Source organism: Alcanivorax sp. MD8A (assembly GCF_002888555.1).
Taxonomy (GTDB): domain Bacteria; phylum Pseudomonadota; class Gammaproteobacteria; order Pseudomonadales; family Alcanivoracaceae; genus Alcanivorax.
Map to the genome: position 1 here is coordinate 26,431 of NZ_AQOQ01000009.1, position 26,341 is coordinate 52,771.

The following is a 26,341-nucleotide window of genomic DNA, read 5'->3' on the forward strand; positions in this document are numbered from 1 at the left end:
ACGCAGGAGGCCGCGCCCAACAAGTAGGCGCGACCTCCTGTGTCCGAAACAATGACAGCCCAGATCGCGAACTATTAATTATTCATTATTAACTATTCATTGCCTCGAGAAGCGCATACACCGCCTGCCGTTTGAGCCCCGTGTGGGCCGCGAGGATCTTGGCCGCGCGGGAGGCCGGGAGTTCGGCAAGCAGCAGCTTGGCCAGCGCCTGGTCCCTGTCACTCCAGCCCGCCGTATCCGCTGCGGGAGAGAGCACCAGCACCAGCTCTCCGCGTTGCTGGTTGCTGTCCTGGCTGACCCATTCGCAAAGTTCGGAAACCGGTCCTCGACGAATCGTCTCGAATTGTTTGGTGAGCTCGCGGCACAGGGTAATTTCACGGTCTGGTTCCACAACGCCAGACAGGGCCTGCAAAAAACTCAATACACGGTGGGGCGCCTCATAGATGATGCTGGTCACCGTGGCGGCCGCCAACCGCTCGATCGCCTGCTGCCGCGGAGCTCCCTTGGAAGGCACAAAGCCTTCAAACACAAAGCGATCTGACGGCTGCCCTGCCGCCGCCAACGCTGCCAACAGCGCAGACGCCCCCGGCACCGGCACCACTGCAATACCCGCGTCCTGGCAAGCACGCACCAACCGGTAGCCGGGATCACTGACCAGCGGCGTTCCCGCATCACTGATCAACGCACCTTTTTCACCATTTTGCATTCGCTCAACAAGCTCGGCACTGCGCTGACTTTCATTGTGGTCATGACAGCTGATCAGTCGGTTACGAATACCCAGCTGTTCCAGCAAACGCTGGCTATGCCGCGTATCCTCTGCCGCTACCCAATCCACACTTTCAAGCACCGTGACGGCACGGCGGGTAATATCGTCAAGATGACCGATGGGTGTGCTCACCACATACAGGACAGAGTTCATAATTGTCGCGCTTCCTCGGAGTGGGTCGCTGGTGACCCCGGTACGAAGCGCCTACAATAGCCGCTCCATTCTGGTAATACGACTCTCAACATGATCAGAAAGCATTTCGTAGTACTGGTTGTTGCTGCAACCCTCGCCGGCTGTAATACCTCTCCGGTAGAGCCCCGACGCCCCGCCGCCGAACTACCGGCGGAACCGGCGGCGGCTGACATCGCCCCGGCACCGGAATCGCTTTCCGCGGCTCGCACACAATTGAGCGGCATGACCGCTGAGAATCGCATCACCACCACTCTGGCATGGGCCAGCGAGTACCTGCAGCAGGAACGCGCCGAAGACGCCAAACAGCTACTGGCGGAAATGAACCCGCAAACGCTGGAGCAAGAGCAACGCTTTCGTCTGATACTGCTACACGGCCGTGCCACACTGGCACTCCAGCAGCCCCAGGAAACACTGGCTCTTCTGGCCAAGCATCAGGATGACATTCTTCAATACCCCGCCGACCAGCAAGCCCAACTGGACCTGCTTCGCGCTGACGCGCTGGCCATGAGTGGCAAACTGGTCGACAGCCTGCAGCAACGGGTCGCCGCCCATCCACTGCTGAGCGACAAGGACCAGGAATACAACCACAACATGATCTGGCAGCTGCTCATGCAACTGCCCGCCACAGATCTGGCCAACGCCATCGACCAGAGCAGCGGCGACCTGCTGGGCTGGCTGACCCTGGCACAGCTCTACCGTGATCCTATTGCCGACCTTGATGCACAGGTCACCCGCCTCAATCAGTGGAGCGCGCAGTGGCGCACCCACCCGGCCGTCAACGATGTGCCGGTCATGCTCGAAGCCCTGGAAAAAGCCGCCAGCCAACGCCCCAGCCAGGTTGCCATTCTGCTACCGGCGAGTGGCCCACTGGAAACCGTGGGGGCCACGCTCAAACAGGGCATCATGACCGCCTACTACCAGCACAAGCAGGATAACCTCACGCCCACCCTGCGCTTTTACGATTCATCCGGCGACGACATTCTTGCTGTCTATCAGCAAGCCATCGCCGAGGGTGCCGATTTTATTCTCGGCCCACTGGCCAAGGAAAAAGCCGCTACCATCGCCAGCCAGGGCACATTGCCCGTCACCACTCTGGCACTGAACTACGTGGACGAAGAACAGCCGCTCCCGGATAACTTTTTCCAGTTCGGGTTGGCGCCGGAAGATGAAGCACGCCAGATTGCCCTGCAGGGCTTCCAGCAAGGCGACACCCAGGCCGGCATCCTCTACCCCAAAGGGGAGTGGGGCCAGCGTGTTGCACAGGCATTTGCCGATGAATGGCAAGCGCTGGGCGGCACAGTCACCGCCTGGTCGGAATACCAGGAAGGCCCCACCATTGGCGACACCGTCGAAGAACTGTTGCTGGTTGCGCAGAGTGAACAGCGAGGCAAGGCCGTCAGCCGTTTCACCAATCTGAAAGTGGATGAGCGCCCGCGCCGCCGCCAGGATCTGGACTTCCTGTTCCTGATTGCCAACCCGGACCAGGGCCGCCAGGTCAAACCAGCGCTCAACTTTCATTACGCAAAGGATCTGCCGGTTTATGCCACCTCGCTGATTTACAGCGGCACACCGAATCCCCGCCGGGATCAGGATCTCAATGGCATTCGCTTTGTCGAAACCCCTTGGCTGCTGGGCAACGAAAACAGCGAATTGCATCAGCTAGCCGATGAACAATGGCCGGATGGCCACGGTCGCTACGAGCGTCTTTTTGCCATGGGCATTGATGCTTATCGCCTGCAAGGACGCCTCTATCTCCTCAACGCCCTCCCCTCCAGTGAAATGCCGGGCGTTACTGGCCGGTTACGCATGCAGCAACAGCGTATCGTCAGGGAGCTGAACTGGGCGGTCTTTTCCCGTGGCGAAGCCCGCGCCCTGCCACAGGTCAGCGCCCCGGCAAGCCTGAGCAGCAGACCCAGCAGTGCCGTTACTGCGCCGTAAATCTGACCGCGGCCAGCAGGCTGAAAACGCGGCAGCACAGTGGTTGCAGCAGCAGGGGTTGTCGCTATTGCAGCGCAATTATCGCTGCCGCCAGGGTGAGATCGACCTGATAATGCAGGACAATGACGATCTGGTATTCGTGGAAGTGCGCTGGCGCAAGCATCACAGCCATGGCGGCGCCCTTGCCTCGGTGGATTATCACAAGCAGAAACGCTTGATACTGGCCGCCAGGCACTTTCTGGGCAGCCACCCGGCACACCATCATCGCGCCTGCCGCTTTGATGTTCTGGGCATGGAACCGGACAATAACGATTCTGTCTGTTATCAATGGATACAAAATGCCTTCTACAGCGAATAAGCTGTAGCGGACAAGACTGTTACGAGGTTGGTTATGAGCGTGGACCGTATCCGGCAATTGTTTGCCGAAAGCATCGAAACCAAAGCCAAGGCAGGCGAAGTCCTGCCAGCCGTGATTGAGGCTGCCGGGCAGGCCATGGTGGAATGCCTGCTGAATGGCGGCAAGATTCTGACTTGTGGCAATGGCGGTTCCGCTGGCGACGCCCAGCATTTTTCCTCCGAGCTGCTAAACCGCTTTGAAATGGAGCGGCCCGCTCTGCCTGCGGTGGCCCTGACCACTGACTCATCAACGCTGACCTCCATCGCCAACGATTACAGCTACAACGAGATTTTCTCCAAGCAGGTCCGCGCCCTGGGCAATGGCGGCGATATCCTGCTGGCCATCTCAACCAGCGGCAATTCCGCCAATGTGATGCAAGCAATCCAGGCGGCCCACGATCGCGATATGCGAGTGGTAGCCATGACCGGCAAGGAAGGCGGTGAAATGGTGAATCTCTACAGCCCTGACGACATCGAGATTCGCGTGCCCGCCAACTCCACCGCACGCATTCAGGAAGTGCACCTGCTCGTCATCCATGCCCTTTGCGATCATATCGACCAGCAATTGTTCGGAGGTCAGTAAGCTTCATGCGTCATCTGATTCCCGCCCTGCTGGCCAGCGCTTTCCTGCTGATAGCACTGCCCGGCTGTACCAGCATGTCCAAGGGCATGTCCGATCAACCTACCGATCAAGATCACGGCTCACGCACCTTTGGCGCCTTCGTAGAAGACGGCAACATCGAACGTAAGGTTTCCGTCAATCTGGCGCGAGCCAGTGAGGAACTGGATCAATCACGTATTGTTGTGGTCAGCTTCAACGGCAATGTCCTGCTGGCAGGACAGGTTGCCAGCGAAGACCTGAAAGCCCAGGCCGGCAATATCGCCGACCAGGTTCGCCATGTTCGCCACGTGCACAACGAGCTCCAGGTGATCGGCAACAATTCTTTTCTCGCACGTACCAATGACACCTGGCTGACCAGCAAGGTCAAAAGCCGCCTTTTGGTTAATGGCGACGCCCCGGGCTGGCGCACCAAGGTGGTCACAGAAAACGGCGTGGTCTATCTGATGGGACTACTGAGCCGCGACGAAGCCGAGGCAGTGGTATCGCAGGTGCAAAAAGTCTACGGCGTACAAAAAATCGTCAAGATCATCGAGTATATCGACTAAGGCGCAAGGGCAGACATCGCGCTCGGCGCAGCGAGCAATAAAAAACCGGCTTTCGCCGGTTTTTTATTTGACCACCTTGAGGTGATTGACCTTGTTTGCCTTTGCCTCATCTTTCTTCTTGACCGGCTCGGGCGGGGTGCTGGGCGGCTCAGGGGGATCCACGGGATCAAATGCCATCCCCTGACCGTTCTCGCGGGCAAACACCGCGACCACCGCATTGATTGGCACTCGAATCGACATCGGCACACCGCCAAAGCGGGCCGAGAATGCGATTTCATCGTTGTCTGCCACAAAATTCGTCACGGCACGAGGGGCGATATTCAGAACGATCTGGCCATCCTGAACAAAGTCCTGCGGCACTTCCACACCAGGGAAAACAGCATTAACGGCCAGATGCGTCGTCAGGCCGTTATCACAGATCCACTCGTGAATCGCCCGTATCAGATACGGGCGATTGGAGGTCATCTCACTCATCAGAGCGGATTGCGCAGTTCGCGTTCAGCGTCGGTCAGGCTGGCCTGGAAGGCATCACGGTCAAACAGGCGCTCGGCATAATCCAGCAACGGCTTGGCCTGCTTGGCAGGGAGCTCAATACCCAGTGCCGGCAACCGCCACAGGATCGGGCCCACAACACAATCCACCAGAGTGAACTCTTCGCTCATGAAATACGGCAGCTCGCTGAAGATCGGCGCGCAAGCCAGAATGGCCTCGCGCAGCTCTTTACGGCGCTTGTTCAGGCTCGCCTCTTTCTCTTCACCGGCCAGAATAGCATCCACATGCCCACACCAGTCACGCTCGATACGGTGAATCAGCAAGCGGCTCTGGGCACGGGCTACCGGATAGACCGGCAGCAGCGGGGGGTGCGGGAAACGCTCGTCCAGATACTCCATGATGACAGTGGACTGATACAGGGTCAGCTCACGGTCTACCAACGTGGGCACTTCGTTGTACGGATTCAGTGACGCCAGATCTTCCGGCTTGTTGTTGCTGTCCACATCAACAATGTCCACCGTGACCCCTTTTTCCGCCAGCACAATACGTACGCGGTGGCTGTAATGATCTTCCGGGGAAGAGAAGAAAGTCATTGAAGAACGCTTGGTCACCACACCCATTGTCGAGTCATCTCCACTAATCATCTATAACAGAAACAGGGTAACCGCTTTCGCGGGTACCCTGTTCATCGCTGGACATTGTACCACAGAAGCTGCGGGTGCTGGCGTCAGCGTTAAACCGGGCCAGCCGCGAGCTTAGTGGACGTCTTTCCAGTATTCCTTCTTGAGCAGGTATGCCGGGATAAACAGAATCCCCAGGAATACCAGCACATACACACCCAGACGCTCACGCAAGGGGCGAATCGGCTCGGCAGTGTAAGTCAGGAAGTTGGTGATATCACCCATGGCTTCCTTGAACTCGTCTTCACCCAGCTCCTGCTCCAGCCCGGCCATCACGTGCGGCATGCCCACGTTTTCGAAGATACGGTTGTTGTAACCGAACGGACGGGACTCATCTTCATAGAAGTTGATCAGGTAGGAATACACCCAGTCCGAAGAGCGGAAGCGGGTCACCATGGTCAGGTCCGGCGGAGCCGTACCAAACCATTTCTTCGCCTCACCCGCCGGCATGGCAGTGTGCATCTGATCACCAAACTTGTCGCTGGTGAAATTCAGATTCTCCATAACCAGCTCTTCAGAGATTTCCAGGTCCTCAGCCAGACGGCTGTAGCGCTGATACTGAAGGCCATGACAACCCATGCAATAGTTCACGAACAACTTGGCACCATTCTGCAGGCTGACTTTGTCCTGCAGGTTTACCGGTGCCGGCACTTCGTGCTCACTTTTGCCACCGCCAGCCGCGAACGCGACCAACGGCAGGCAGCTGAAAAGAATTACCGCTAGTTTCTTCATCAGTGTCCCCCCGTTACCCGTTCCGGAACCGGCTTGGATTTCTCGAATTTATGCACGAACGGCATGATCAGCAGGAAGTAGCTGAAGTAATAAACTGTGCCGAACTGCGCAATCATGGTCTTGGTCGGGGTCGCAGGCTGGGTACCCAGGAAGCCCAGGACCAGGAAGTCCACAACGAAGATCGTCATGAAGATCTTGCTCCAGATACCACGATAACGAATGGACTTGACCGGGTGGCGATCCAGCCACGGGATCACGAACAGGATCACGATTGCACCACCCATGGCCACCAGACCCCATGCCTTGGAAGACATGATGATGTCGATGGTTGTGGCACGCAGCATGGCGTAGTACGGACCGTAATACCAAACCGGGGCAATGTGATCAGGGGTTTTCAGCGGGTTGGCCGGCTCGAAGTTCGGCTTCTCCAGCAGGTAACCACCACCGTCGGGGAAGAAGAAGATCACCACAGAGAAGATCATCAGGAAGACGATCACACCCGGCAGATCTTTCACGGTGTAGTAAGGATGGAACGGGATACCGTCAACCGGAACACCGTTTTCATCTTTGTTCTGCTTGATTTCAACGCCGTCAGGGTTGTTGGAACCCACTTCGTGCAGCGCCAGGATGTGCAATACCACCAGTGCCAACAGCACGATCGGAATCGCGACAACGTGCAACGCAAAGAACTTGTTCACGGTCGCAGTGGACAACAGGTAGTCGCCACGAACCCAGGTAGTCAGTCCTTCGCCGATTTCCTTGGCCTCTGCCGCAGAGATAAAGGGCAGCAGATCAAATGGAATCGCACCCGCCAGGGAGATGATTACCTGTGCACCCCAGTAGGACATGTTACCCCAGGGCAACACATAACCCAGGAAACCTTCTGCCATGAGCGCCAGATAGATCAGCATACCGAAGATCCACACCAGTTCCCGCGGCGGCTTGTAGGAGCCATACATCAGACCACGGAACATGTGGATATAGACCACGGCAAAGAATGCCGATGCACCAACCGCATGCATGTAGCGGATCAGCCAGCCCCACTCCACATCACGCATGATGTATTCAACGGAGGCGAAGCCTTCGTTGGGAGAGAAGAACATGGTCAGCCAGATACCGGTGAGGAGCTGGTTGATCAGCACCACCAGAGAAAGCACACCGAAGTAGTACCAGAAGTTGAAGTTCTTCGGCGCATAATATTCGGACATGTGACGCTTGTAGGCGTCAACCACGGGCAGACGGGCATCTACCCAATCGACAACGCGATTCACCATTCCCATCATGCCTTGGTCTCCCCTTCTTCAGAGCCGACGATGACGACGCCTTCACTCAGGTACGAATGCGGCGGCACGACCAGGTTGGTCGGTGCAGGCACACTCTTGTACACACGCCCTGCCAGATCGAACTTGGAACCATGACAAGGACAGAAGAAACCGCCGTGCTCCAGTTCTACGGTGGGCTGCTCTTCAAACAGAGGGGAGCACCCCAGGTGAGTACAGGTACCTACCAGCACAAGATACTCTTTTTTGATGGAGCGCCACTCATTCTTGGCGTATTCCGGCTGCTGATCCGCTTCCGACGCAGGGTCGCGCAGCTTTTCATCCAGCTGAGGCAGGGTATCCAGCATGTCCTGGGTACGACGAACCACCCAAATGGGCTGTCCTCGCCATTCCTCGACTACACGCTGCCCGGACTCCAGTTTGCTGATGTCAATCTTTACCGGCGCACCGGCATTCTTGGCTTTAGCACTGGGTTGCCAGGATTTTACGAATGGAACAGCCACACCGACCGCACCCGCAGCACCAATTGCCGAGGTCAGGCCGATCAAAAACGTGCGGCGGCTGCTATTTACGCCGTCGTTGCTCATTGAGTTATTCTCCCCTTAGATCCCACGCTCGGGGTTTGTCCGCGACCCGAGGTCCATCCTCGTGCTACGGGCGGAGTAAGGCGGCGGAAATGGTAAAGAAAAAGCCCACACCTGACAACCGGTTATTCCTGACCGGAAAGACCTAAATGACTGATTTAGACACAAAAAAGCCCAGCATTGCTGGGCTTTTTTGTGAACCGGTTGGCCGGAAGTATTAACGCTTGGAGAACTGCGGACGACGACGCGCCTTACGCAGACCAACCTTTTTACGTTCCACTTCACGGGCATCACGCGTCACGTAGCCGGCACGACGCAGCTGACCACGCAGCTCACCGTCATATTCCATCAGCGCACGGGTGATACCGTGACGGATGGCGCCAGCCTGACCGTTGTTGCCACCACCGCTAACGGTAACCAGCACATCAAACTTGTCAGTCGCCTCTACCAGCTCGAGAGCCTGGCGAACAACCATCTGATTGGTCTTGCGACCAAAGTAGACATCCAGGGGACGACCATTGATGGTGATGTTGCCGCTACCCGGGCGCAGGAAAACGCGCGCGGAAGAGGTCTTGCGGCGACCGGTGCCGTAGTTGGTTTCTACAGTTGCCATCGTCTAAAACCCCTTAGATTTCCAGCTGCTGCGGCTGTTGAGCAGTATGAGGGTGCTCAGTGCCAGCATAGACTTTCAGTTTGCGGTACATGGCGCGACCCAGCGGGTTACGCGGCAGCATACCTTTAACCGCCTTCTCAATGATCATCTCAGGCTTTTCGGCCTGCAGAGTCGCAAAGTTGGCTTCTTTCAGGCCACCCGGGTAACCGGTGTGACGGTAATACATTTTGTCGTTCGCCTTGTTACCGGTAACGGCCACTTTATCGGCATTGATTACGACGATGTAATCACCGGTATCGACGTGTGGAGTGTACTCCGGCTTGTGTTTACCGCGCAGACGGTTTGCGAGTTCGGTCGCCAACCGACCCAGCGTTTTGCCGGAGGCGTCTACCACATACCAGTCGCGCTTTACGCTTTCCGGTTTTGCGCTGTAGGTCTTCATGGAATTCTGCCCTAAAATCAATATGTTACGGGTAGCAAACACCCGCCGGCGTCAGTTCCGCCGGGCAAGAGAGCGCGAATTCTACCCAAGCCCCCCACAGAACACAAGCCATTGAGAGGGATTTGTTGGCATTGACGCACTCAGCAACCAGCAGGTCCGGATTCGCCCTTGTGGGCAGTCGGACCCCGTGGTCAGATTGGGCGCCATCATCCCTTATATTGTCGCCGCAGTAAAACAGGAGCCAACCATGGAATACCGCCGTCTGGGTCGCACCGATCTGAACGTTAGCAGCCTCTGCCTGGGCACCATGACCTGGGGCAGCCAGAACACGGCCGAAGAAGGCCACGCCCAGATGGATATGGCGCTGGACCACGGGATCAACTTTTTTGATACCGCCGAAATGTATGCCGTCCCGGCCAGCCCGGAAACGTCTTTTCGCACCGAAACCATCATCGGCGAGTGGTTTGCCAAAACTGGCCAGCGCAACAAGGTCATCCTTGCAACCAAGGCCGCGGGACCCGGCGACTATGTCAAACATATCCGTGGCGGCCCGCGCTTTACCGCTGCCAGCCTGCAGGAAGCCGTGGAGGGCAGCCTCAAGCGCCTGCAAACCGACGTCATTGATCTCTACCAATTGCACTGGCCGGAACGCACTACCAACTTTTTTGGCCGGCTGGGCTACAAGCACCGTGATGGCGAAGAGGGCATTGCCATTAGTGAAACGGTTGCCGGCCTCAAGGCGTTGATAGATGCAGGCAAGATTCGTCACTGGGGCCTGTCCAACGAGACCCCCTGGGGACTGATGACCTTTATCCACGAAGCGGAAAAAATCGGCCTGCCGCGCCCGGTCAGCATCCAGAATCCTTATTCCCTGCTTAATCGCAGCTATGAAGTCGGCCTTGCCGAAGTGAGCCATCGTGAAGACGTGGGCTTGCTGGCCTATTCGCCGCTGGCGTTTGGCATGCTGACCGGCAAATACCGCAACGACCAGTGGCCGGAAAAGGCGCGACTGACCCTGTTCAAGCATTTCTCCCGCTACACCAACCCGCAAGCGACCGCGGCAACGGAAGCCTATTACACCCTGGCACAAGAGCGCGGCGTCAGCCTGACCCAGCTGGCGCTGCAGTTCGTTACCACCCGGCCGTTTGTCACCAGCAACATTATTGGCGCCACCGATCTTGCGCAGCTGGAAGAGAACCTCAACAGTGTAGACCTGCCTTGGGACAAGGAACTGGAGAAAGCCCTGGAAGCGATTCATACCCGTTTCCCCTACCCCGCACCGTGATAACGGAACCCGTCGGGCGTCATGCTGCCCCCTTAAACCCCCTCCAAAATAGCCTCCCTCCCACTTGCGGGAGAGAGGCTGGGAGAGGGAGCCTTTGAAATTCAAAAACACCCTGATCCCAAAGACCCGTCTCCCTCTGACCCTCCTCCCTCGGGAGTGATCAGTGATCGCCCGGCCGCCATTGTCGATTCGCGGTATAACCATCACCTCCACGGTTCCGGCACCCCTGCCAGCCAGCAGCGGCGAGGCTTGATCTTGCGCCATCGCTGCCACCAGCTCGCAACAGCTGAACCCGGACTCTTGACGCCAGCATGTCGCTCATGCCAATGTTAACACCGTTAACTTGTAGCGATGGACATCTATGGCACGCACCGCTTACCACCACGGCGATCTCCAGCAGCAGGTCCATGACCAGGCGCTTGCCGTGGTACGCGAGCACGGTGACAGCGCCATCAGCCTGCGGGCCCTGGCCAAGCAGATTGGCGTCAGCGCTCCGGCGCTATATCGCCATTTTGCCGACCGGGAAAGCCTGTTGGCGGAACTGGCGATCAGTGGCTTCGAAGCATTACGCCAACGCCTGCTGCAGGTGAAGCACACCCCGCCACGGCAAGCACTGATTGGCATTGGCCTCGCCTATGTTCGCTTTGCCCAGGACGAGCCCAACCTGTACCGGCTAATGTTCGGCGGGCAGGTGCTGCCCCGCGGAGTCCACCCACGACTGGACGACGCCGGCAAGGCAGCCTTCCAGGTTTTGGAGGACACCGTAGAACGGGCGCGCCACAGCGGCTATCTGAAACCCATGCCGCTGGCACTAATGACCGCCACCGCCTGGTCACTGGTCCATGGTCTGTCCCAGCTGACTATTGACGGCCATCTGCCGAACGCCGATGCCGAACCCCATCTTGCCGAAGGCATCACCAGCCTGTTGCTGGAAGGGGCCATCGCCGACACCAACCGCGCTACCGATAATAACGAGGATTCCCCATGAGCAGCCCACAACCCAGCACCCTACGCCTCGGACGACGCTATCGCGCCAACCGACTGGAGAGCGGCTATGACGCCATCGTCATCGGTTCCGGCATTGGTGGTCTGACCGCCGCCGCCTGCCTCAGCAAGCTTGGCAAAAAAGTGCTGGTCCTGGAGCAGCACTACACCGCAGGGGGATTCACCCACAGTTACGACCGCAATGGCTACGAATGGGATGTGGGGGTGCATTACATTGGCGATATGGGCAGCAGAAAAACCATGGGCCGTCGCCTGTTTGATCTGGTCACCGACAACCAGCTGCAATGGGCACCGATGGACCCGGTCTACGATCGACTGTTTATCGGGGAGCGCCAGATTGATCTGGTTGCAGGCCCGAAAGCCTTTGCCGACGAGCTAAAGAAACAGTTCCCGGATGAAGAACGCGCCATCGACACTTATCTTGGCTATCTGTCACAGGTCTCTGCTGCCATGCCCGGCGTCACCCTCGCCAAAGTCATGCCCGACCTTCTGGCCAGTCCCTTCCGCTTCCTTGCCCGCCGCAAGGCACCGGACTTCCTGAACTGGCCGACCCGCGACGTGCTGCTGACCCTGACCCGCAACGAAGAGCTGATTGCCGCGCTCACCGGTCAATGGGGAGACAACGGCCTGGTTCCCAACGATTCCAGCTTTATCATTCATGCCCTGATTGCCCGCCATTATCTGCATGGTGGTTACTACCCTGTCGGCGGCGCATCGGAAATGGCCAAAACCATCATTCCGGTGATCCAGCAAAGCGGCGGCGAAGTCTTTACCTACGCCGATGTACAAGAAATCCTGATCGAAAAGAGTAAAGCCGTCGGGGTGCGCATGGCTGACGGCACAGAGATCCATGCCCCCGCTATCATCAGTAACGCCGGGGTATTCAATACCTTTGGCCCCCTGCTGCCAGAGAGCGCCCCCCACAAGGATTTCTATCAAATGAAGCTGGGCCAGGTGCAGCGCTCAATGGCCAGTGTATGCCTGTATATTGGCCTGCAGGACACCGCAGAGAACCTGCAGCTACCGAAGACCAATTTCTGGATTTACCCCGGCACCGATCACAAGCAACAGGTTGAGCAGTTTCTGGCCGACCCGGATAACCACGATATTCCACTGACCTATATTTCGTTCCCCTCTGCCAAGGATCCCAGCTTCACGGAACGTTACCCCGGGCGCGCCACCATCGAAATCGTCGCCCCCGGGCCCTTCGAGTGGTACCAGCAGTGGGCCGACAAGCCATGGGGCAAACGTGGCGACGACTACGAGGCGCTCAAGGAAGAATACGCCCAGCGCTTGCTGGAGAAACTCTACGAAAAAATGCCCCATCTGCGAGGCAAGGTAGACTACTACGAGCTCTCGACGCCGTTATCAACGGATTATTTCTGCCGCTATCCCAGCGGCGAAATCTACGGTCTTGACCACACACCCCAGCGGTTTGAGCAGGACTGGCTAAAACCGAAAACCCGCATCCCCGGCCTCTACCTGACCGGCCAGGACATCATGACCTGCGGGGTGGTTGGCGCCATGATTGGCGGCCTGCTCACGACCGTCGCCGTCGGCGGCGCCAAAAGCCTGCCGCTGGCCAAGAAAGTGTTCGCAGGCTAATGCATCTGCCCTTCTGGCTGTGCACCGGCCTGCTAAGCCCTGTACTGATGGCACAGGCCCTGCACACTCGCCGCACCACCCTGCGCCTGCCTGAGGCCGACGGGGCCCGTCATGGTCAGTGGGGGCACGGGGCCCCCTCACAACGGCTGTTGGTGATAGGCGAATCGACTGCTGCCGGGGTCGGCGTGGAGTACCAGCGTCAGGGATTGGCGAGCCAACTGGCGCTTCAGATCTATCAGAGCAGGGGCGTATCGGTGCAATGGCACACCGCCGGAGTCAACGGCGCGCGCGCTGGAGCGCTCATCAATACCGCCAACGACCTGCGCATCGCGCCGGTGGATCACATCTTTATCAGTCTGGGCGTCAACGACACCACCGGCCTGACCCGCCGCCAAGCGTATTATCATCAGCTCCTGACGCTAAGCCATGCCCTCAAGCGACACAGCCCCGCCGCCAGACAATACCTTCTTGCCGTGCCGCCCATGCACCGCTTTACCGCCTTGCCAAGCCCACTTCGGCAACTACTGGGCTGGCGCGCCCGGCAACTGGATGAAAAACAGAAACAGCTGGCCAGGCAGAACTCAGGACACCTTCAGCATATCCATTACCCCCAGCTGGAAGACCCCGCGTTATTGGCTGTAGATGGCTACCATCCTGGCGCTCTGGGTTATCAGACCATGGCTCGGGCGGTCGCAGCGCAGCTCGCGGACTAACCCTGGTGCCGCATACGGGACGCACATCCGGCCCGCAAGAAAAAGGGCGGCTATCGCCGCCCTCTTCAATCGCTACCGAAAGAACCAGCCGACGCCGAAACGCCACAACCCCTGATCCAGCGTATCGACACCCCGATCCACGTCCAGCCACTGCTGGCTGTAACCGCCCCGCATGAAGAGTCGATCATTCACATCCAGGCGCACACCTGCACCGACCTCATAACTGAAGACCGTGTCGGACAGCGTCGGCGTGTCGAAACCACAGTAATAGCCCCACCAGGGATCCCACCAACACACTGGCACTGAAGGCCCAGTAGGCACATTGGTGTCCAGATAGGTCGCGCCAATCGCACCTTGCACATAGGGCGTTAACGCCTTGCGGAAAAAGTGATAAGTCCCGTTCAGGTTCATGGTGGTCATTTCCAGCTCACCACGACCATCAAAACGCCCGGTGGGATCCACCTGGTTGGTGGTACGGAAATCGGTGTCCACCCATTCCAGCGCGAACCCCATCTGCACGTGCTCATCCAGGTTATAGGCAAAATCGAACCCGAAGCCGATATCGTCATCAATACGCACTTGAGAGCTGCGATCCCCGTTCAGGGTCTGGCCCTGCAACCCGAGGAAACGAAAGCCCCCTTCCCATCGCTCCGTACGATAACTGTTGGGGATTTCGGCTATCGCATTCAGCGACACGGTTGCCACCAGCAACCCCAGCAGACTACGACCCCTCATCACATCCCTCTCCTTGCTCTATAAAAAAGGCGAACCCATTATCGGATTCGCCTTTTATATCACGAAGTTGCCTTGGGCATCAGAATCGGTAACTCATTTGTGCGCCAATGACATCTGCCTCGAGCTCGTAGGTGCCTTTCAGTTGAGCTCCCTTTTCAGAGCGGTTGATATCCGCATCATCAACAAAGATATGGGCATATCCTACATCCACTGTCATGTTGTCGGAGAGGTTGAACCCGGCGCCAAGGGTGGCCCAGATACGGTCGGAGTCCGGTGAAATGGCCGAACGGTTATTAGTCCCCTGGGTAGAATCTTCCTTGGCCACACCGAATCGGAGCACAGTGCCGCTATTCAAGGTGTGATTCAGGCCCAGGGAATACCGCGCGGTATTCTCCCAGTCGAATTCTTCCGTTGGATTGAATGCCAGACTGGGGCTCTCTACGACCAGAGCATCCAGAGAGCTCCATTCCATCCATTCGACCCCCAGCAGCAATTGGGTTCGGTCCGACAGATCGCCGGCATAGGACAATTGAAGCGTTGCGGGCAAATCGATTTCGGCTGTACCGGAATAGGCACCTGGCGCCACGGGATTCCCTGCTGCGGTGGACAACCCCGCACCAACGGTGGAGAAGGTAATATCCCCTTCCACTTCGTAACTCATTTCAGAGCGGTAGGCGACACCGAAGTGGTTGTTGTCATCCGGGCTGTAGGTCAGACCAAGGTTCCAGCCATAGGCGTCATCATCCCCTTCCAGACGAGTCGCGGCATTGCGGATATCCGCATCCAGCGTCTGGTAACTGATCCCCAGGCCCACATTGAGGTTATCGGTGACCTGAATGGCAAGGGAAGGATTGATGTTCACGGTTTGCAGATCCGATTCCGTGGCGTAAAGATCACCCGCGGTCACCGTACCTAACGGGGTCCCCGCATAGGCATTACCCCAACCGCTTTCATATTCAATCTTGGTGCCAAAGGGAGACACCACACTCAAACCAAATGTCATGGTGTCACTGATCGGAACGGCGAGAAACGCGCTCCCCACAAACGGTTCAACATCATCAAAATCCCCGGGGCCGGTCCCGGCCTGGGGGATCACACCAGCAAAAGTGCCATCGCTGTCCGCCTTGAAGGTCGTGTCGACCCACACCTGATGGAGCGGAATGGAAATTTCGGTTTTGCGCAGTTCTGCCAGTGTTGCCGGGTTAAACCATTGATTGGAGGCGTTATCACTGAGTACACCTGCCCCGGCATAAGCGTTGCCCATGGCAGACACTGACTGATAGGACACACCAAAGCCGCTGGCCATGACATGGCCCGACAGTAATCCCATAGCAGAACCGACGATGAAAATACCTGTTCTTTTCATTGTTGCTCTCCCTCTTCCTTAAAATGGAATTGTTCTCGCAAGGCCAATCCGGGGCCCATTACTCCTTATACACCTTCTGGTGCAGGCAGCAACATTCACCCTATGCATAACCTTTACGGTCAAACAGCGTTTTTTTGTAAAAACTGAAGGGAGTTCAAGATGTCAGCCGCATCAGCGGCCAGGCGTCATCATTCGCCCACAAAAAAGGGCTGCCGAAGCAGCCCTTTTCTGTATTGGGCGAAACCGGAATCAGTCCGCCAGTACCGCCTTGGCGATAATGGTCTTCATGATCTCGTTGGTACCGCCATAGATGCGCTGGACACGGGAGTCAGCGAACATGCGGGCAATCGGGTATTCCCACATGTAACCGTAACCACCGTGCAACTGCAGACATTCGTCAATCACTTCGCACTGCAGATCAGTAATGTAGTACTTGCCGGCAGCGGCAGTGGGAATATCCAGCTCTTTCTTCAGGTGCAGCTCAAGACAACGGTCCACGTAGGTACGGGCCACCGCCAACTTGGTGTGCATCTCGGCAATCTTGAACTGGGTGTTCTGGAAGTCCGCAATGGATTTACCAAACGCTTTACGCTCTTTCACGTACTGGATGGTCTGCTCCAGGGCCGATTCGGCCATGGCCAGGCCACCGATGGAGATACCCAGACGCTCCTGCGGCAGTTCTTTCATCAGGTAGATGAAGCCCATGCCTTCTTCACCCAGCAGGTTTTCGGCAGGCACCTTAACGTCCTGGAAGAACAGCTCGGAAGTATCCTGGGCCTTCATGCCCACTTTCTTCAGGTTGGTGCCCTTCTCGAAGCCTTCTGAATCGCAATCAACCACGAACAGGCTGATACCTTTCGCGCCCTTGCTGGGATCAGTCTTGGCCACCACGATCACGATGTCCGCGTTCTGTCCGTTGGTGATAAAGGTCTTGGAGCCGTTCAGGACGTAGTGATCGCCCTGCTTCACCGCGGTGGTCTTCACGCCCTGCAGGTCGGAGCCCGCACCCGGCTCGGTCATGGCGATGGCGCCAATGCACTCACCGGTAACCATCTTCGGCAGGTACTTTTCTTTCAGAAATTCGCTACCGTTGTTCTGGATGTAAGGCGCCACGATCTCGGTGTGCAGACCCCAGCCGATACCGGTCAGACCGAGACGGGAAATCTCTTCGTTGATGACCACGCTGTACAGGAAGTCCGCTTCGATTCCACCGTACTGCTCTTTTACCATCGGGCACAGGAAGCCCTGCTCACCCGCTTTGAGCCAGATTTCACGGGGCACAACGCCTTGCTTTTCCCACTCTTCATTGTTGGGAACGGCTTCAGCCTCGAGGAACTTGCGAACGGTATCGCGGAAGGTTTCGTGGTCGGAATTGAACAGCGTACGGGGGATCATGAATCTCTCCGGTTTCGTGTTGGGGAAGTGGCCCCGAAACCGGAAATGGCCGGGGCACAGAATATCCCCATGATGTTCACTGATACTGCCATTGGGCAATGACCGAATTGATCAATGCCTTTTCGCCCTGAGACATACGGCCAATAGTAGTGAAAGCGTCGTGAGCAAGCTCCGGGGCTCAAGCCCGGTGTTCACGCCCAAGATACTCCGACGACTGCATTTCCTGCAGACGGGAACGGGTACGTTCGAACTCGAAATCCAACCGCCCCCCGGCATAAATATCCTCAATAGGGGTTTCTGCCGTCATCACCAGTTTGACTGCCCGGTCGTAAAACTCATCGACCATGTTGATGAAGCGACGTGCCATGTCATCCTTGGCCGCCCCCATCTGTTCCACGTTGGCTACCAGAACGGTGTGAAATTCCCGGGCGATTTCGATGTAGTCAGTCTGGCTGCGAGGCCCATCGCACAGCGCCTTGAACTCAAACCAGACCACATCATCGGCACAGACCACCGTCGGAATCTTGCGCCCCTCAATCAACACATTGCCTGCATCACGGTGACGCGAGTGATCGGGCTCCAGGGTATGAAAACGCTCGTGCAGATAGGCCTCTGCCGTTTCACCCAGCGGACAGTGATACAGCTCCGCCTGCTCCAGCAGCCTCAACCGGTAATCGGTGCCGCCATCCACATTCATCACCTGGGTATGCTGTTTGAGCAGGGCAATGGCAGGCAAGAAACGCGCTCGCTGAAGACCGTCACGATAAAGCCCATCGGGCTCAATATTGGAGGTCGCGACCAGAGTGACGCCATTGGCGAACAGTTCTTCCATTAACCCGGCCAGAATCATCGCATCCGTGATGTCGGTGACAAAGAACTCATCAAAACACAGCACCCGAGCCTGGCTGGCGAACTTCCGGGCAATGCTGATCAACGGATTCTTCTCGCCCTGCCGTTCCCGCATTTCACGGTGCACCTTCTGCATGAACCGGTGAAAGTGCATGCGGCGCTTCTGATCAAAGGGTAACGACTCGAAGAACACATCCATCAGGTAGGTTTTGCCGCGCCCAACGCCCCCCCACATATACAGCCCCATCTGTGGACGAGGCTTGCGAAAGCGCCCAAACAAGCCTCCTCCGGAGGGCTCCGCCAGCAAGCGATGATACAGATCATCCAGCGCTTCCACGGCCCGCAACTGGGCGGCATCCTGGAAGAAATCCTGGCGCTGAAGGTCGGCCTGATATTGCTCAAGAGGAGTCATAGTCATTGTGGCAGCAGGTGGAGCGGGCCAATGTAGCGCCGGGGCCCGGCGCTGACAAGCGGCAGCCGGCGTGTCGTTAACCGGATACCGGCAGGTGACTGGCCGCAGCTTCCTTCAGTTCCACCAACCGACCGTGGAAGAAGTGGCCGCAATCAGGGAAACGAATCAGATCCGGGGTCAACGGTGTTTGCTCGGCCCAGCGGAACACTTGCTCCGCCGGCACCACCTCATCGTCGTCACCCTGTACTACCGTCACGGGACAACCCGTGGTCTCGATATCGGTGAACGGATAATGGTGAACTGGCGGCGCCACTAGCAGCAAGGTACTGACGGGCATGCCATTGGCATTGAGGATTTCAGCCCCCCGACAGGCGACAAAACTGCCAAACGAAAAGCCCGCCAGCCACAGGGGGGCCTGAGGGAACTGTTCGCGTAACCAGCTGTGAATCGCCAGCAAGTCTTCGGTTTCACCGATGCCATCGCTGTAAGCACCCTGACTGTCCCCCACCCCGCGAAAGTTGAAGCGCACTACCGCGCCCCCCTTGTCCCGGACCAGCCGCGTCAATGTGGTCACCACCTTGTTGTCCATGGTGCCACCAAACAAGGGATGAGGATGGCAGACAATGGCAACAAAAGGTGGCGCATCGCTGCCCTGTTCGAAAACAGCTTCCAGTTGCCCACTCGGCCCTGCCAGCTGTAGCCGTTCAGCCATGTGCCACCTCCATCGATGAATTGTTACGAGTTGTCCCCTTGGCGACCTCGCGGCACTGTGCTGCAATAGTCCGCAGTTGTCGTCAAAGACTGACGACAGTGTACAGGAGTATGCCATGGATATGCTGACAACCGGGGTATTGAGCTTTGCTGCCGGCGTCATTGTTGGAGCAGGCTTGCTGTTCTGGCTGTTACCGGCCCGCCGTCAGGCCGGGCAACTGATTCGTGACCGTGACGAGGCCCGTCAGGCACTGGAGCACTACCGCTCGCAAGTGGATGACCACTTCCTGCATACCGCAGAACTGGTCAACGATATGACCCAGGCCTACCGCACTGTCCATGAGCATCTTTCCAAAGGCGCCCAGGCACTGTGTTCCGAGGGAGGGCGCAAACGCGCAGCGGCCAAATCCCTGGATTCTGCCCCGAACCGTGACAATTCCGACCCGATCAACCCCCCACTGGACTACGCCCCCAGCGCCCAGGGAACGCTGGCCGAGGACTTCGGGCTGCGACGCAAGCCGGAAGGCCCCTTCGAGCCTGTTGATGTAGACAACCCTGCCCCTGACGCCATTGTTGAACCCCCTCGAGATTATGCCGAGGGCATGGACGACAACAACGAAGACAGCCCCCGCAAGGACAAGTAGTTCCGAAGCGAAAACGGATTGCGGGCAACCCTGCTTTGGGGCCGGCAATCCGCGCCAACCTACGGAAGAAATGTCTCCGGCACCCGCATCGGCACAGGCGCGTCATCGACAACAATCTCGGCGGGAAGATGCCCCGCGGGATCCCCATCCGCCTGCACAGGCTCTGCAGCCTGCTCACACTGGATATGGACTTTTTCTGCCCGTAGCGAGGCGACCCCGTCCACCCGCTCCATTCGGCCCAGTAACAGGGCGCTCAGGCAACGCAGCAAGAACCGTACTCCCGGTTTCTGGAACAGCAGCACCTGTACCTGTGGACGCAGAATGTTCGCTTCCCGACTGAGCACAAAGCTGCCGCCATAATGGCGACCATTGGTCACGATCGCCGAGAAACAATCCAGCGGACGACCGTCCACAGTGACCCGGTATTGCCGTTCACCATAACGACGAATCTGTCCAAGCATGGCCAACACATATGCCAGCTTGCCAAAACGCTCCTTGATACCGAGATTGACCCCGTCTACTACCCAGGCGTCATAACCAATGCCACACATCATGATAAAACGGCGGCCATTCAGACGAGCCGGTGTCACTGACACACTTTTTCCACAGACCACCACCCGCGCTGCGGCTTCCGGCTTTTTCGGCAGGCCAAGCTCCCTGGCCAGCACGTTGGCGGTCCCGGTGGCGAACACTCCGAGCGCAACCCCGGGCGCCAGGCCATTGAGCACTTCATTGGTGGTGCCGTCACCGCCCACTGCCACGACACAATCGCCCTGATCCTCGAGCTCATTCAGGTAGCGCGTCGCGTCATTGGGCCCGGTGGTGTGATACAAGCGCACCCTTGCTCCCAGTTGCTCCAGCTCGGCCACAAAACGGCAAAGCAGTGCCTCCCGGCCACCCCCGGCCGCCGGGTTGTAGATAACGGTGATCTTCATGTTGGAAAGGAAACCCTCGTACTGCTCCCGGTTCAGGCCGGGTTATCGATGTCGATAAAGGTGTGCTCAATGCCGTAATTGTCGCTGAGCCATTGCCCCAGCGCCATGACCCCATATCGCTCTGTGGCATGATGACCACAGGCAAAATAGTGAATGCCGGTCTCGCGGGCGAAATGGGTGGTAGGCTCGGAAATCTCGCCACTCAGGTAGGCATCCACGCCCTTGAGTTGCGCCTTTTCAATAAATCCCTGAGCACCGCCCGTGCACCAGCCAATGGTCTCAATCTCGTCGCCGGGATCCCCCACATGCAGAGGGGTACGCCCCAACACCGCTTCGGCATGGGCACTGAACTCTTCGGCAGACATGGGGCTATCCAGGCGACCGATGTTACCGACCGGAAGCGGCGAATCGTCCAGTCCGCCCTCGGTGATCAGCCCCAACCGGCGGGCCAGTTGCGCATTGTTGCCAAGGGTGGGATGGGCATCCAGCGGCAAGTGATAGGCAAACAGGTTGATATCGTGGCGCAGCAAGGTCTGCAGGCGCTGTTTTTTCATGCCGCGTACTCGCTGATCTTCCCCTTTCCAGAAATAGCCATGATGGACCAGGATCGCATCCGCATCCTCGACAATAGCGGCATCAATCAGGGCCTGGCAGGCCGTCACGCCACTGACCACTCGCCGTATCTGCTCGCGCCCTTCCACCTGAAGCCCGTTGGGGCAGTAATCCTGAAAGCGGTCCGCGGCCAGTTCCTGGTCGAGCAAGGACAACATGTAATCGCGCTTGAGCATGACACCTACCGGAAAAGATCAACATTCCTGACCCTGGAGCCCCCTCTATCACCCGAACGGCGGTAGAATTTCCACTCCACAGGCCCTACTATGCGCGCAGTTTACCTATCCGGGCCTGCACTTGTCTTGTCACCCGCCAAACGGGGCCACAGCCAAGCCAAGCCACGCCGGAATACGCACACCATGGGGGCACTGTCGGTGGTCAGAGTCTTTCGCTTTTTTGCCGGACCTATCTTTGCCGGGCTTGCCGTCGGTCTGGCTGTGCTGTGGTGGTATGAATGGGGTCCGAGCGCCCAGCCCGCACGCCACGACACCGGTGTTGCCAGCTATGCCGGCGCCGTCACCCATGCCGCTCCCGCGGTGGTCAACATCTTCACCAGTCAGGTCGTGACCAGCGACGACGATGCCGAATCGCCTCTCTTCAATCGGTTCATGGAGCAACCCCGCCGGGAACGCGCGCTGAGCAGCCTGGGGTCCGGGGTTATTGTGGACGATGCCGGCTATGTTCTCACCAGCCATCACGTGATCCGCGATGCGGACGAAATCCTGGTAGCACTGCGCGATGGTCGTGACGCACCGGCACGAGTCGTCGGGGCGGACCCGGAAACTGACCTGGCACTCTTGCACATCGCCCTGGAAAACCTGCCAGAGGTGGAGCTCAACGGTAACGGCCCGGTTCAGGTAGGCGACGTGGTACTCGCCATCGGCAACCCGCTGGGTGTCGGACAGACGGTGTCCATGGGTATTGTCAGTGCCACCGGTCGCAGCCATCTGGGCATTGCGACCTTCGAGAATTTTATCCAGACCGATGCGGCCATTAACCGGGGGAATTCCGGTGGCGCACTGATTGATACCAACGGCCATCTGATTGGCATCAACACCGCCATCCTCTCCGCTGACGGCTCCTGGCAGGGGATTGGCTTTGCCACTCCCGCCTCAATCGCCAAGGAAGTGATGAGCGACCTGATAGAACACGGCCGGGTTATTCGCGGCTATCTGGGCGTCACAGTACAGGACATCACCCCCTCACTGGCCGACACCTTTGGTCTGGAGGAAGTGCGCGGAGGGCTGATTGCAGAGGTCGTCGTGGACAGCCCCGCCCACAAAGGGGGACTGCAGCCCGGGGACGTCCTGGTCGGCATTAACGACCAGCCCATGAAGGATGGCTATGAGGCCATGAATCGTATCGCCGGAATGAAGCCCAATGCCGAGGTCACGTTGAATGTGGTCCGCAATCGCCAGCCCCTGGCTGTCGAGGTGGTGATCGGCACACGCCCCCCTGCCGAGACCGATTAACCTCTGGATAACGCCTTGCGGAGCAAGGCGTGACCCGATGCGCCTATCTGCCCACAAGGGGGCTCTCAGGCCTTCAGGCTTACCGTCCTACAGCAGCGTATCCAGCGCTTCAATCAAGGCCTGATTTTGCTCCGGGGTGCCGACGGTAATCCGCAGGTAGTCGGCGATGCGTTCAGGCTTGCCAAAATGGCGCACGATCACTCCCTGTTCCCGCAATCCCCTGGCCAGGCTTTCGCCGCTGTGTTGCGGATGACGGGTGAACAGGAAATTGGCCGCAGAGGGCAGCCCCTCAAAACCGCGCTGGCTCAACGCCTCATCCAGCCACTCCCGTTGCTGGATCACCAGATCGCAGCCTTTTTCGAACCACTCCCGGTCGTCAAATGCCGCCTTGCCAGCGGCAATGGCCAGCCGGTCCATGGGATAGGAATTGAAACTGTCCTTGATCCGGTTCAGCCCGTCGATCAGGGCCGCATCGCCCACCGCCAGACCGATACGCAGACCGGCCAGGGAACGGGATTTGGACATCGTCTGGGTCACCAGCAAATTCGGGTAGCGGTTGACCAGCGCAATGGCCGTGTCACCCCCGAAATCGATGTAGGCTTCGTCCACCACCACCAGTGATTCCGTATTGGCCTGCAACAGGCGTTCAATCTCACCTAGAGGCAACAACTGTCCGGTTGGTGCATTGGGGTTCGGGAAGATAATCCCGCCATTGGGCTTGAGATAGTCGTCCACCGAAATGGCCAGCGCCTCGTTCAAGGGCACCGCGTCATACTCGATCTGGTATAACCCGCAATACACCTTGTAGAAGCTGTAGGTGATGTCCGGGAACAGCAGCGGCTTGTCCTGCTTGAAGAACCCCAGAAACAGGTGCGCCAATACCTCATCGGAACCATTGCCGACAAAGACCTGATCACGGGTAATGCCGTAACCCTTATCCGCGTAGTACCCGGCGATGGCTTCCTTCAGCTGCCCGCTATCCGGATCCGGATACAACCGCAGACGCGCATCCGCCTGCTCCCGAATGGCCTCGATCACCCGGGGTGACGGGCCCAACGGGTGCTCATTGGTATTCAGCTTGACCAGCTTGCTCATCGTCGGCTGCTCACCCGGCACATAGGGCTCCAGCTGATGAACAAAGTCACTCCAGTATTTGCTCATAGTTTTTCCGTCCGACGTCGGACGTCAGACGTCTGACGCCTTGTTGATTCTGAATTCTGCGCTGCGGGCATGGGCGGTGAGGCTTTCGCCGCGGGCAAGGGGTGAGGCAATGGCAGCCAAGGAGCTGGCCCCTTCCGGGGAGCAGCCAATCAGGGAGCTGCGCTTCTGGAAATCATAGACCCCCAACGGCGAAGAAAACCGCGCGGTGGCACTAGTGGGCAAGACGTGGTTGGGGCCGGCACAATAATCCCCCAGCGCCTCCGGGGTGTGACGCCCCAGGAAAATGGCGCCAGCGTGGCGGATTTTTTTCGCCCATTGCTCGGCATCGTCGATGGATAGCTCCAGGTGTTCGGAGGCAATCACATTGGCAATGTCGATGGCCTCATCCAGATCTTTCACCTGAATCAGCGCCCCCCGGTTTTTCATGGAGGTCCGGATGATGGCCTCACGCTCCAGCGTCTGGGCCAGTGTTTCCATAGCGTCAGCGACCTGCTTGAGGTAATCCGCGTCCGGGCACAAAAGGATCGCCTGAGCCTCCTCATCGTGTTCCGCCTGGGAAAACAGGTCCATGGCAATCCAGTCCGGATCGGTTTTGCCGTCGCACACCACCAGAATTTCCGACGGGCCGGCGATCATGTCGATGCCCACCTTGCCAAAAACCTGGCGCTTGGCTTCCGCCACGTAGATATTGCCGGGGCCGACAATCTTGTCCACCGCCGGCACGGTGTCCGTGCCGTAGGCCAGGGCCGCCACCGCCTGGGCGCCACCCACCGAAATAAACCGGTCTACCCCGGCGATGGCCGCCGCCGCCAGCACCATATCGTTGAGCTCGCCCCCCGGCGCCGGAGATACCATGATGATGTCCTTCACGCCCGCCACCTTGGCGGGCAAGGCATTCATCAACACCGAGCTGGGATAGGCCGCCTTGCCACCGGGCACATAGATCCCTGCACGGTCCAGCGGCGTCACCTGCTGGCCCAGCAAGGTGCCATCGGCCTCGCGGTAAGACCAGGAATCCTGTTTCTGCTTTTCGTGATAGCTGCGCACCCGTGCCGCTGCCGCTTCCAGCGCCTCACGCTGTTCTGTCGGAATCCGCGCCAGGGCGGCCTGCAACTGGTCCTCACCCACCACCAGATCTGCGGCGGCACTGACCTCGCGGCGATCAAACCGCGCGGTGTACTCCACCAATGCAGCATCACCGCGTTTGGCCACATCCCGCAGGATGCCCTGAACCCGCTCGGCCACTTCCGCATCGCGCTCCTCGGACCAGGCAGTCAGGGCCGCCAGCCGGGCATCGAAGTCAGCGTCTTGAGTGTTGAGCCAGGTGGTTTCCATGTTTGGGTACCGTAAGAGTCAAAATCAAAGTCCAGTTTTACCACAGAGGGCACAGAATTCACTGAGGGAAAAACCGGGAATTTTCTATCAGCGGGATCAGCAGAACCTTTCAACCACGCCAGGGTAGAAAGGTCTTACTCTGCCGGTCTCTGTCGCTTCTGAGGTAAAAGCAAAAACGGCGTCTAGTCTTTCCGCGAGGCGACTGCCGCTTCCAGCTTGTCCAGGATCGCCTGGATATCCGCATGCCGGGTCTTCATGCTGGCGCGGTTGACGATCACCCGGGTAGAGATATGCGCAATCAGCTCGGTAGGTTCCAGACCGTTGGCTCGCAGGGTATTCCCCGTATCAACGATATCCACGATACGGTCAGCCAGCCCCACCAATGGCGCCAGTTCCATGGCGCCGTACAGTTTGATCACTTCGGCCTGCTTGCCCTGCTCGGCAAAATACGCCTTGGCCACATTGACGAACTTGGTGGCGACACGCAGGCGGCTCCCCACTTCCGGGGCATCATTGAGGGCAGCGACCATCAACTTGCAACGCGCGATGTTCAGATCCAGCGGCTCGAACACACCGTCCGCGCCATGCTCCATCAGGACATCTTTACCAGCCACGCCGATATCGGCGGCACCGTGCTGCACATAGGGCGGCACGTCGGTGGCGCGGATAATGATGATCTTCACGTCATCACGGGTGGTGTCGAAGATCAGTTTGCGTGACGCAGAGGGATCTTCCAGCAGCTCAATGCCTGCCGCCTTCAGCAGCGGCAGGGTTTCCTTGAGAATGCGGCCCTTGGAGAGGGCAATGGTCAACGGTTTGGTCAT

General features: G+C 58.2%; 28 protein-coding genes. 10 read left to right on the forward strand and 18 right to left on the reverse strand.

Features of this window, described 5'->3' with window-relative positions:
- Positions 1-88: 88 nt before the first annotated feature.
- Positions 89-919, reverse strand: a complete 831-nt coding sequence (gene rsmI / locus A15D_RS06430) for a 16S rRNA (cytidine(1402)-2'-O)-methyltransferase (RefSeq protein ID WP_102791264.1) — start codon at positions 917-919, stop codon at positions 89-91.
- A 90-nt stretch (positions 920-1,009) separates the two neighbouring features.
- Between rsmI and A15D_RS06435 the strand changes: the two genes are divergently transcribed.
- Genes A15D_RS06435 through A15D_RS06450 form a run of 4 tightly spaced genes read left to right on the forward strand, consistent with a single transcriptional unit; the run spans position 1,010 to position 4,459 of the window.
- A complete protein-coding gene (locus A15D_RS06435; protein ID WP_102791265.1) occupies positions 1,010-2,896 on the forward strand; it encodes a penicillin-binding protein activator in 1,887 nt (628 codons plus the stop codon).
- Positions 2,877-3,254, forward strand: coding sequence for a YraN family protein (locus A15D_RS06440; protein WP_102791266.1), 378 nt, complete (start codon positions 2,877-2,879; stop codon positions 3,252-3,254). Before A15D_RS06435 ends, A15D_RS06440 begins: the two co-directional genes overlap by 20 nt.
- Before the next feature lie 33 nt (positions 3,255-3,287).
- A complete protein-coding gene (locus A15D_RS06445) occupies positions 3,288-3,875 on the forward strand; it encodes a phosphoheptose isomerase (protein WP_022984974.1) in 588 nt (195 codons plus the stop codon).
- 5 nt (positions 3,876-3,880) lie between these two features.
- Entirely contained in the window at positions 3,881-4,459 is a 579-nt protein-coding gene (locus tag A15D_RS06450; RefSeq protein ID WP_102791267.1) for a BON domain-containing protein, read from the forward strand.
- A gap of 63 nt (positions 4,460-4,522) precedes the next feature.
- Here the strand turns inward: A15D_RS06450 and A15D_RS06455 are convergent, their stop codons facing one another.
- The 7 genes from A15D_RS06455 to rplM all read right to left on the reverse strand — a co-directional run bounded on the left by A15D_RS06455 (position 4,523) and on the right by rplM (position 9,282).
- Positions 4,523-4,933: a ClpXP protease specificity-enhancing factor gene (locus tag A15D_RS06455; protein WP_102791268.1), complete on the reverse strand. Its 411-nt coding sequence runs from the start codon at positions 4,931-4,933 to the stop codon at positions 4,523-4,525.
- Positions 4,933-5,571 carry a stringent starvation protein SspA gene (gene sspA, locus A15D_RS06460; RefSeq protein ID WP_022984971.1) on the reverse strand — a complete coding sequence of 213 codons (639 nt, stop codon included), beginning with the start codon at positions 5,569-5,571 and terminating at the stop codon, positions 4,933-4,935. Before sspA ends, A15D_RS06455 begins: the two co-directional genes overlap by 1 nt.
- 135 nt (positions 5,572-5,706) lie before the next feature.
- A complete protein-coding gene (locus tag A15D_RS06465; RefSeq protein WP_022984970.1) occupies positions 5,707-6,363 on the reverse strand; it encodes a cytochrome c1 in 657 nt (218 codons plus the stop codon).
- On the reverse strand, positions 6,363-7,646 hold the full coding sequence (locus tag A15D_RS06470; RefSeq protein ID WP_022984969.1) for a cytochrome bc complex cytochrome b subunit: 1,284 nt from the start codon (positions 7,644-7,646) through the stop codon (positions 6,363-6,365). Before A15D_RS06470 ends, A15D_RS06465 begins: the two co-directional genes overlap by 1 nt.
- Positions 7,643-8,230: a ubiquinol-cytochrome c reductase iron-sulfur subunit gene (gene petA / locus A15D_RS06475; RefSeq protein WP_022984968.1), complete on the reverse strand. Its 588-nt coding sequence runs from the start codon at positions 8,228-8,230 to the stop codon at positions 7,643-7,645. The genes A15D_RS06470 and petA overlap by 4 nt, the downstream gene beginning before the upstream one ends.
- Before the next feature lie 214 nt (positions 8,231-8,444).
- Entirely contained in the window at positions 8,445-8,840 is a 396-nt protein-coding gene (gene rpsI, locus A15D_RS06480) for a 30S ribosomal protein S9 (RefSeq protein WP_022984967.1), read from the reverse strand.
- A 13-nt stretch (positions 8,841-8,853) separates the two neighbouring features.
- Complete coding sequence (gene rplM / locus A15D_RS06485; protein WP_022984966.1) at positions 8,854-9,282, reverse strand: 50S ribosomal protein L13; 429 nt, start codon at positions 9,280-9,282, stop codon at positions 8,854-8,856.
- A 247-nt stretch (positions 9,283-9,529) separates the two neighbouring features.
- Here rplM and A15D_RS06490 point away from each other — a divergent pair, with 247 nt between their 5' ends.
- From A15D_RS06490 to A15D_RS06505, 4 genes are all read left to right on the forward strand, one after another.
- Positions 9,530-10,567, forward strand: a complete 1,038-nt coding sequence (locus A15D_RS06490; protein ID WP_102791269.1) for an aldo/keto reductase — start codon at positions 9,530-9,532, stop codon at positions 10,565-10,567.
- Positions 10,568-10,928: 361 nt separating this feature from the next.
- Positions 10,929-11,555 carry a TetR/AcrR family transcriptional regulator gene (locus A15D_RS06495; RefSeq protein WP_022984964.1) on the forward strand — a complete coding sequence of 209 codons (627 nt, stop codon included), beginning with the start codon at positions 10,929-10,931 and terminating at the stop codon, positions 11,553-11,555.
- Complete coding sequence (locus A15D_RS06500) at positions 11,552-13,177, forward strand: NAD(P)/FAD-dependent oxidoreductase (RefSeq protein WP_102791270.1); 1,626 nt, start codon at positions 11,552-11,554, stop codon at positions 13,175-13,177. Before A15D_RS06495 ends, A15D_RS06500 begins: the two co-directional genes overlap by 4 nt.
- The gene (locus A15D_RS06505; RefSeq protein ID WP_102791271.1) at positions 13,177-13,890 is read left to right on the forward strand and encodes an SGNH/GDSL hydrolase family protein; all 714 of its coding nucleotides are present in this window, start codon (positions 13,177-13,179) and stop codon (positions 13,888-13,890) included. Before A15D_RS06500 ends, A15D_RS06505 begins: the two co-directional genes overlap by 1 nt.
- A gap of 72 nt (positions 13,891-13,962) precedes the next feature.
- Here the strand turns inward: A15D_RS06505 and A15D_RS06510 are convergent, their stop codons facing one another.
- The 5 genes from A15D_RS06510 to A15D_RS06530 all read right to left on the reverse strand — a co-directional run bounded on the left by A15D_RS06510 (position 13,963) and on the right by A15D_RS06530 (position 19,521).
- Positions 13,963-14,625, reverse strand: a complete 663-nt coding sequence (locus A15D_RS06510) for an outer membrane protein (protein WP_102791272.1) — start codon at positions 14,623-14,625, stop codon at positions 13,963-13,965.
- A gap of 79 nt (positions 14,626-14,704) precedes the next feature.
- A complete protein-coding gene (locus tag A15D_RS06515; protein ID WP_102791273.1) occupies positions 14,705-15,991 on the reverse strand; it encodes an OmpP1/FadL family transporter in 1,287 nt (428 codons plus the stop codon).
- A gap of 249 nt (positions 15,992-16,240) precedes the next feature.
- Complete coding sequence (locus A15D_RS06520; RefSeq protein ID WP_102791274.1) at positions 16,241-17,386, reverse strand: acyl-CoA dehydrogenase family protein; 1,146 nt, start codon at positions 17,384-17,386, stop codon at positions 16,241-16,243.
- 178 nt (positions 17,387-17,564) lie between these two features.
- Positions 17,565-18,647, reverse strand: coding sequence for a cell division protein ZapE (gene zapE, locus A15D_RS06525; RefSeq protein WP_102791275.1), 1,083 nt, complete (start codon positions 18,645-18,647; stop codon positions 17,565-17,567).
- A 76-nt stretch (positions 18,648-18,723) separates the two neighbouring features.
- A complete protein-coding gene (locus tag A15D_RS06530) occupies positions 18,724-19,521 on the reverse strand; it encodes an alpha/beta hydrolase (protein ID WP_369825827.1) in 798 nt (265 codons plus the stop codon).
- On the opposite strand from A15D_RS06530, the gene A15D_RS06535 reads away from it, so the two are divergent.
- Positions 19,475-20,002: a YhcB family protein gene (locus A15D_RS06535; protein WP_102791277.1), complete on the forward strand. Its 528-nt coding sequence runs from the start codon at positions 19,475-19,477 to the stop codon at positions 20,000-20,002. The genes A15D_RS06530 and A15D_RS06535 overlap by 47 nt on opposite strands.
- 59 nt (positions 20,003-20,061) lie before the next feature.
- Here the strand turns inward: A15D_RS06535 and A15D_RS06540 are convergent, their stop codons facing one another.
- Together A15D_RS06540 and A15D_RS06545 are read right to left on the reverse strand one after the other, a co-directional pair.
- Positions 20,062-20,937 carry a diacylglycerol kinase family protein gene (locus tag A15D_RS06540; protein WP_022984955.1) on the reverse strand — a complete coding sequence of 292 codons (876 nt, stop codon included), beginning with the start codon at positions 20,935-20,937 and terminating at the stop codon, positions 20,062-20,064.
- 32 nt (positions 20,938-20,969) lie between these two features.
- Positions 20,970-21,725 (reverse strand): Nif3-like dinuclear metal center hexameric protein, encoded by a 756-nt coding sequence (locus A15D_RS06545; RefSeq protein WP_102791278.1) that lies wholly within the window; start codon positions 21,723-21,725, stop codon positions 20,970-20,972.
- 183 nt (positions 21,726-21,908) lie between these two features.
- Between A15D_RS06545 and A15D_RS06550 the strand changes: the two genes are divergently transcribed.
- Complete coding sequence (locus A15D_RS06550) at positions 21,909-23,021, forward strand: trypsin-like peptidase domain-containing protein (RefSeq protein WP_022984953.1); 1,113 nt, start codon at positions 21,909-21,911, stop codon at positions 23,019-23,021.
- 87 nt (positions 23,022-23,108) lie between these two features.
- Here the strand turns inward: A15D_RS06550 and hisC are convergent, their stop codons facing one another.
- From hisC to hisG, 3 genes are all read right to left on the reverse strand, one after another.
- The gene (gene hisC, locus A15D_RS06555) at positions 23,109-24,182 is read right to left on the reverse strand and encodes a histidinol-phosphate transaminase (protein WP_102791279.1); all 1,074 of its coding nucleotides are present in this window, start codon (positions 24,180-24,182) and stop codon (positions 23,109-23,111) included.
- 24 nt (positions 24,183-24,206) lie between these two features.
- Positions 24,207-25,517, reverse strand: a complete 1,311-nt coding sequence (hisD, locus tag A15D_RS06560) for a histidinol dehydrogenase (protein ID WP_102791280.1) — start codon at positions 25,515-25,517, stop codon at positions 24,207-24,209.
- 182 nt (positions 25,518-25,699) lie between these two features.
- Complete coding sequence (gene hisG / locus A15D_RS06565) at positions 25,700-26,341, reverse strand: ATP phosphoribosyltransferase (RefSeq protein ID WP_102791281.1); 642 nt, start codon at positions 26,339-26,341, stop codon at positions 25,700-25,702.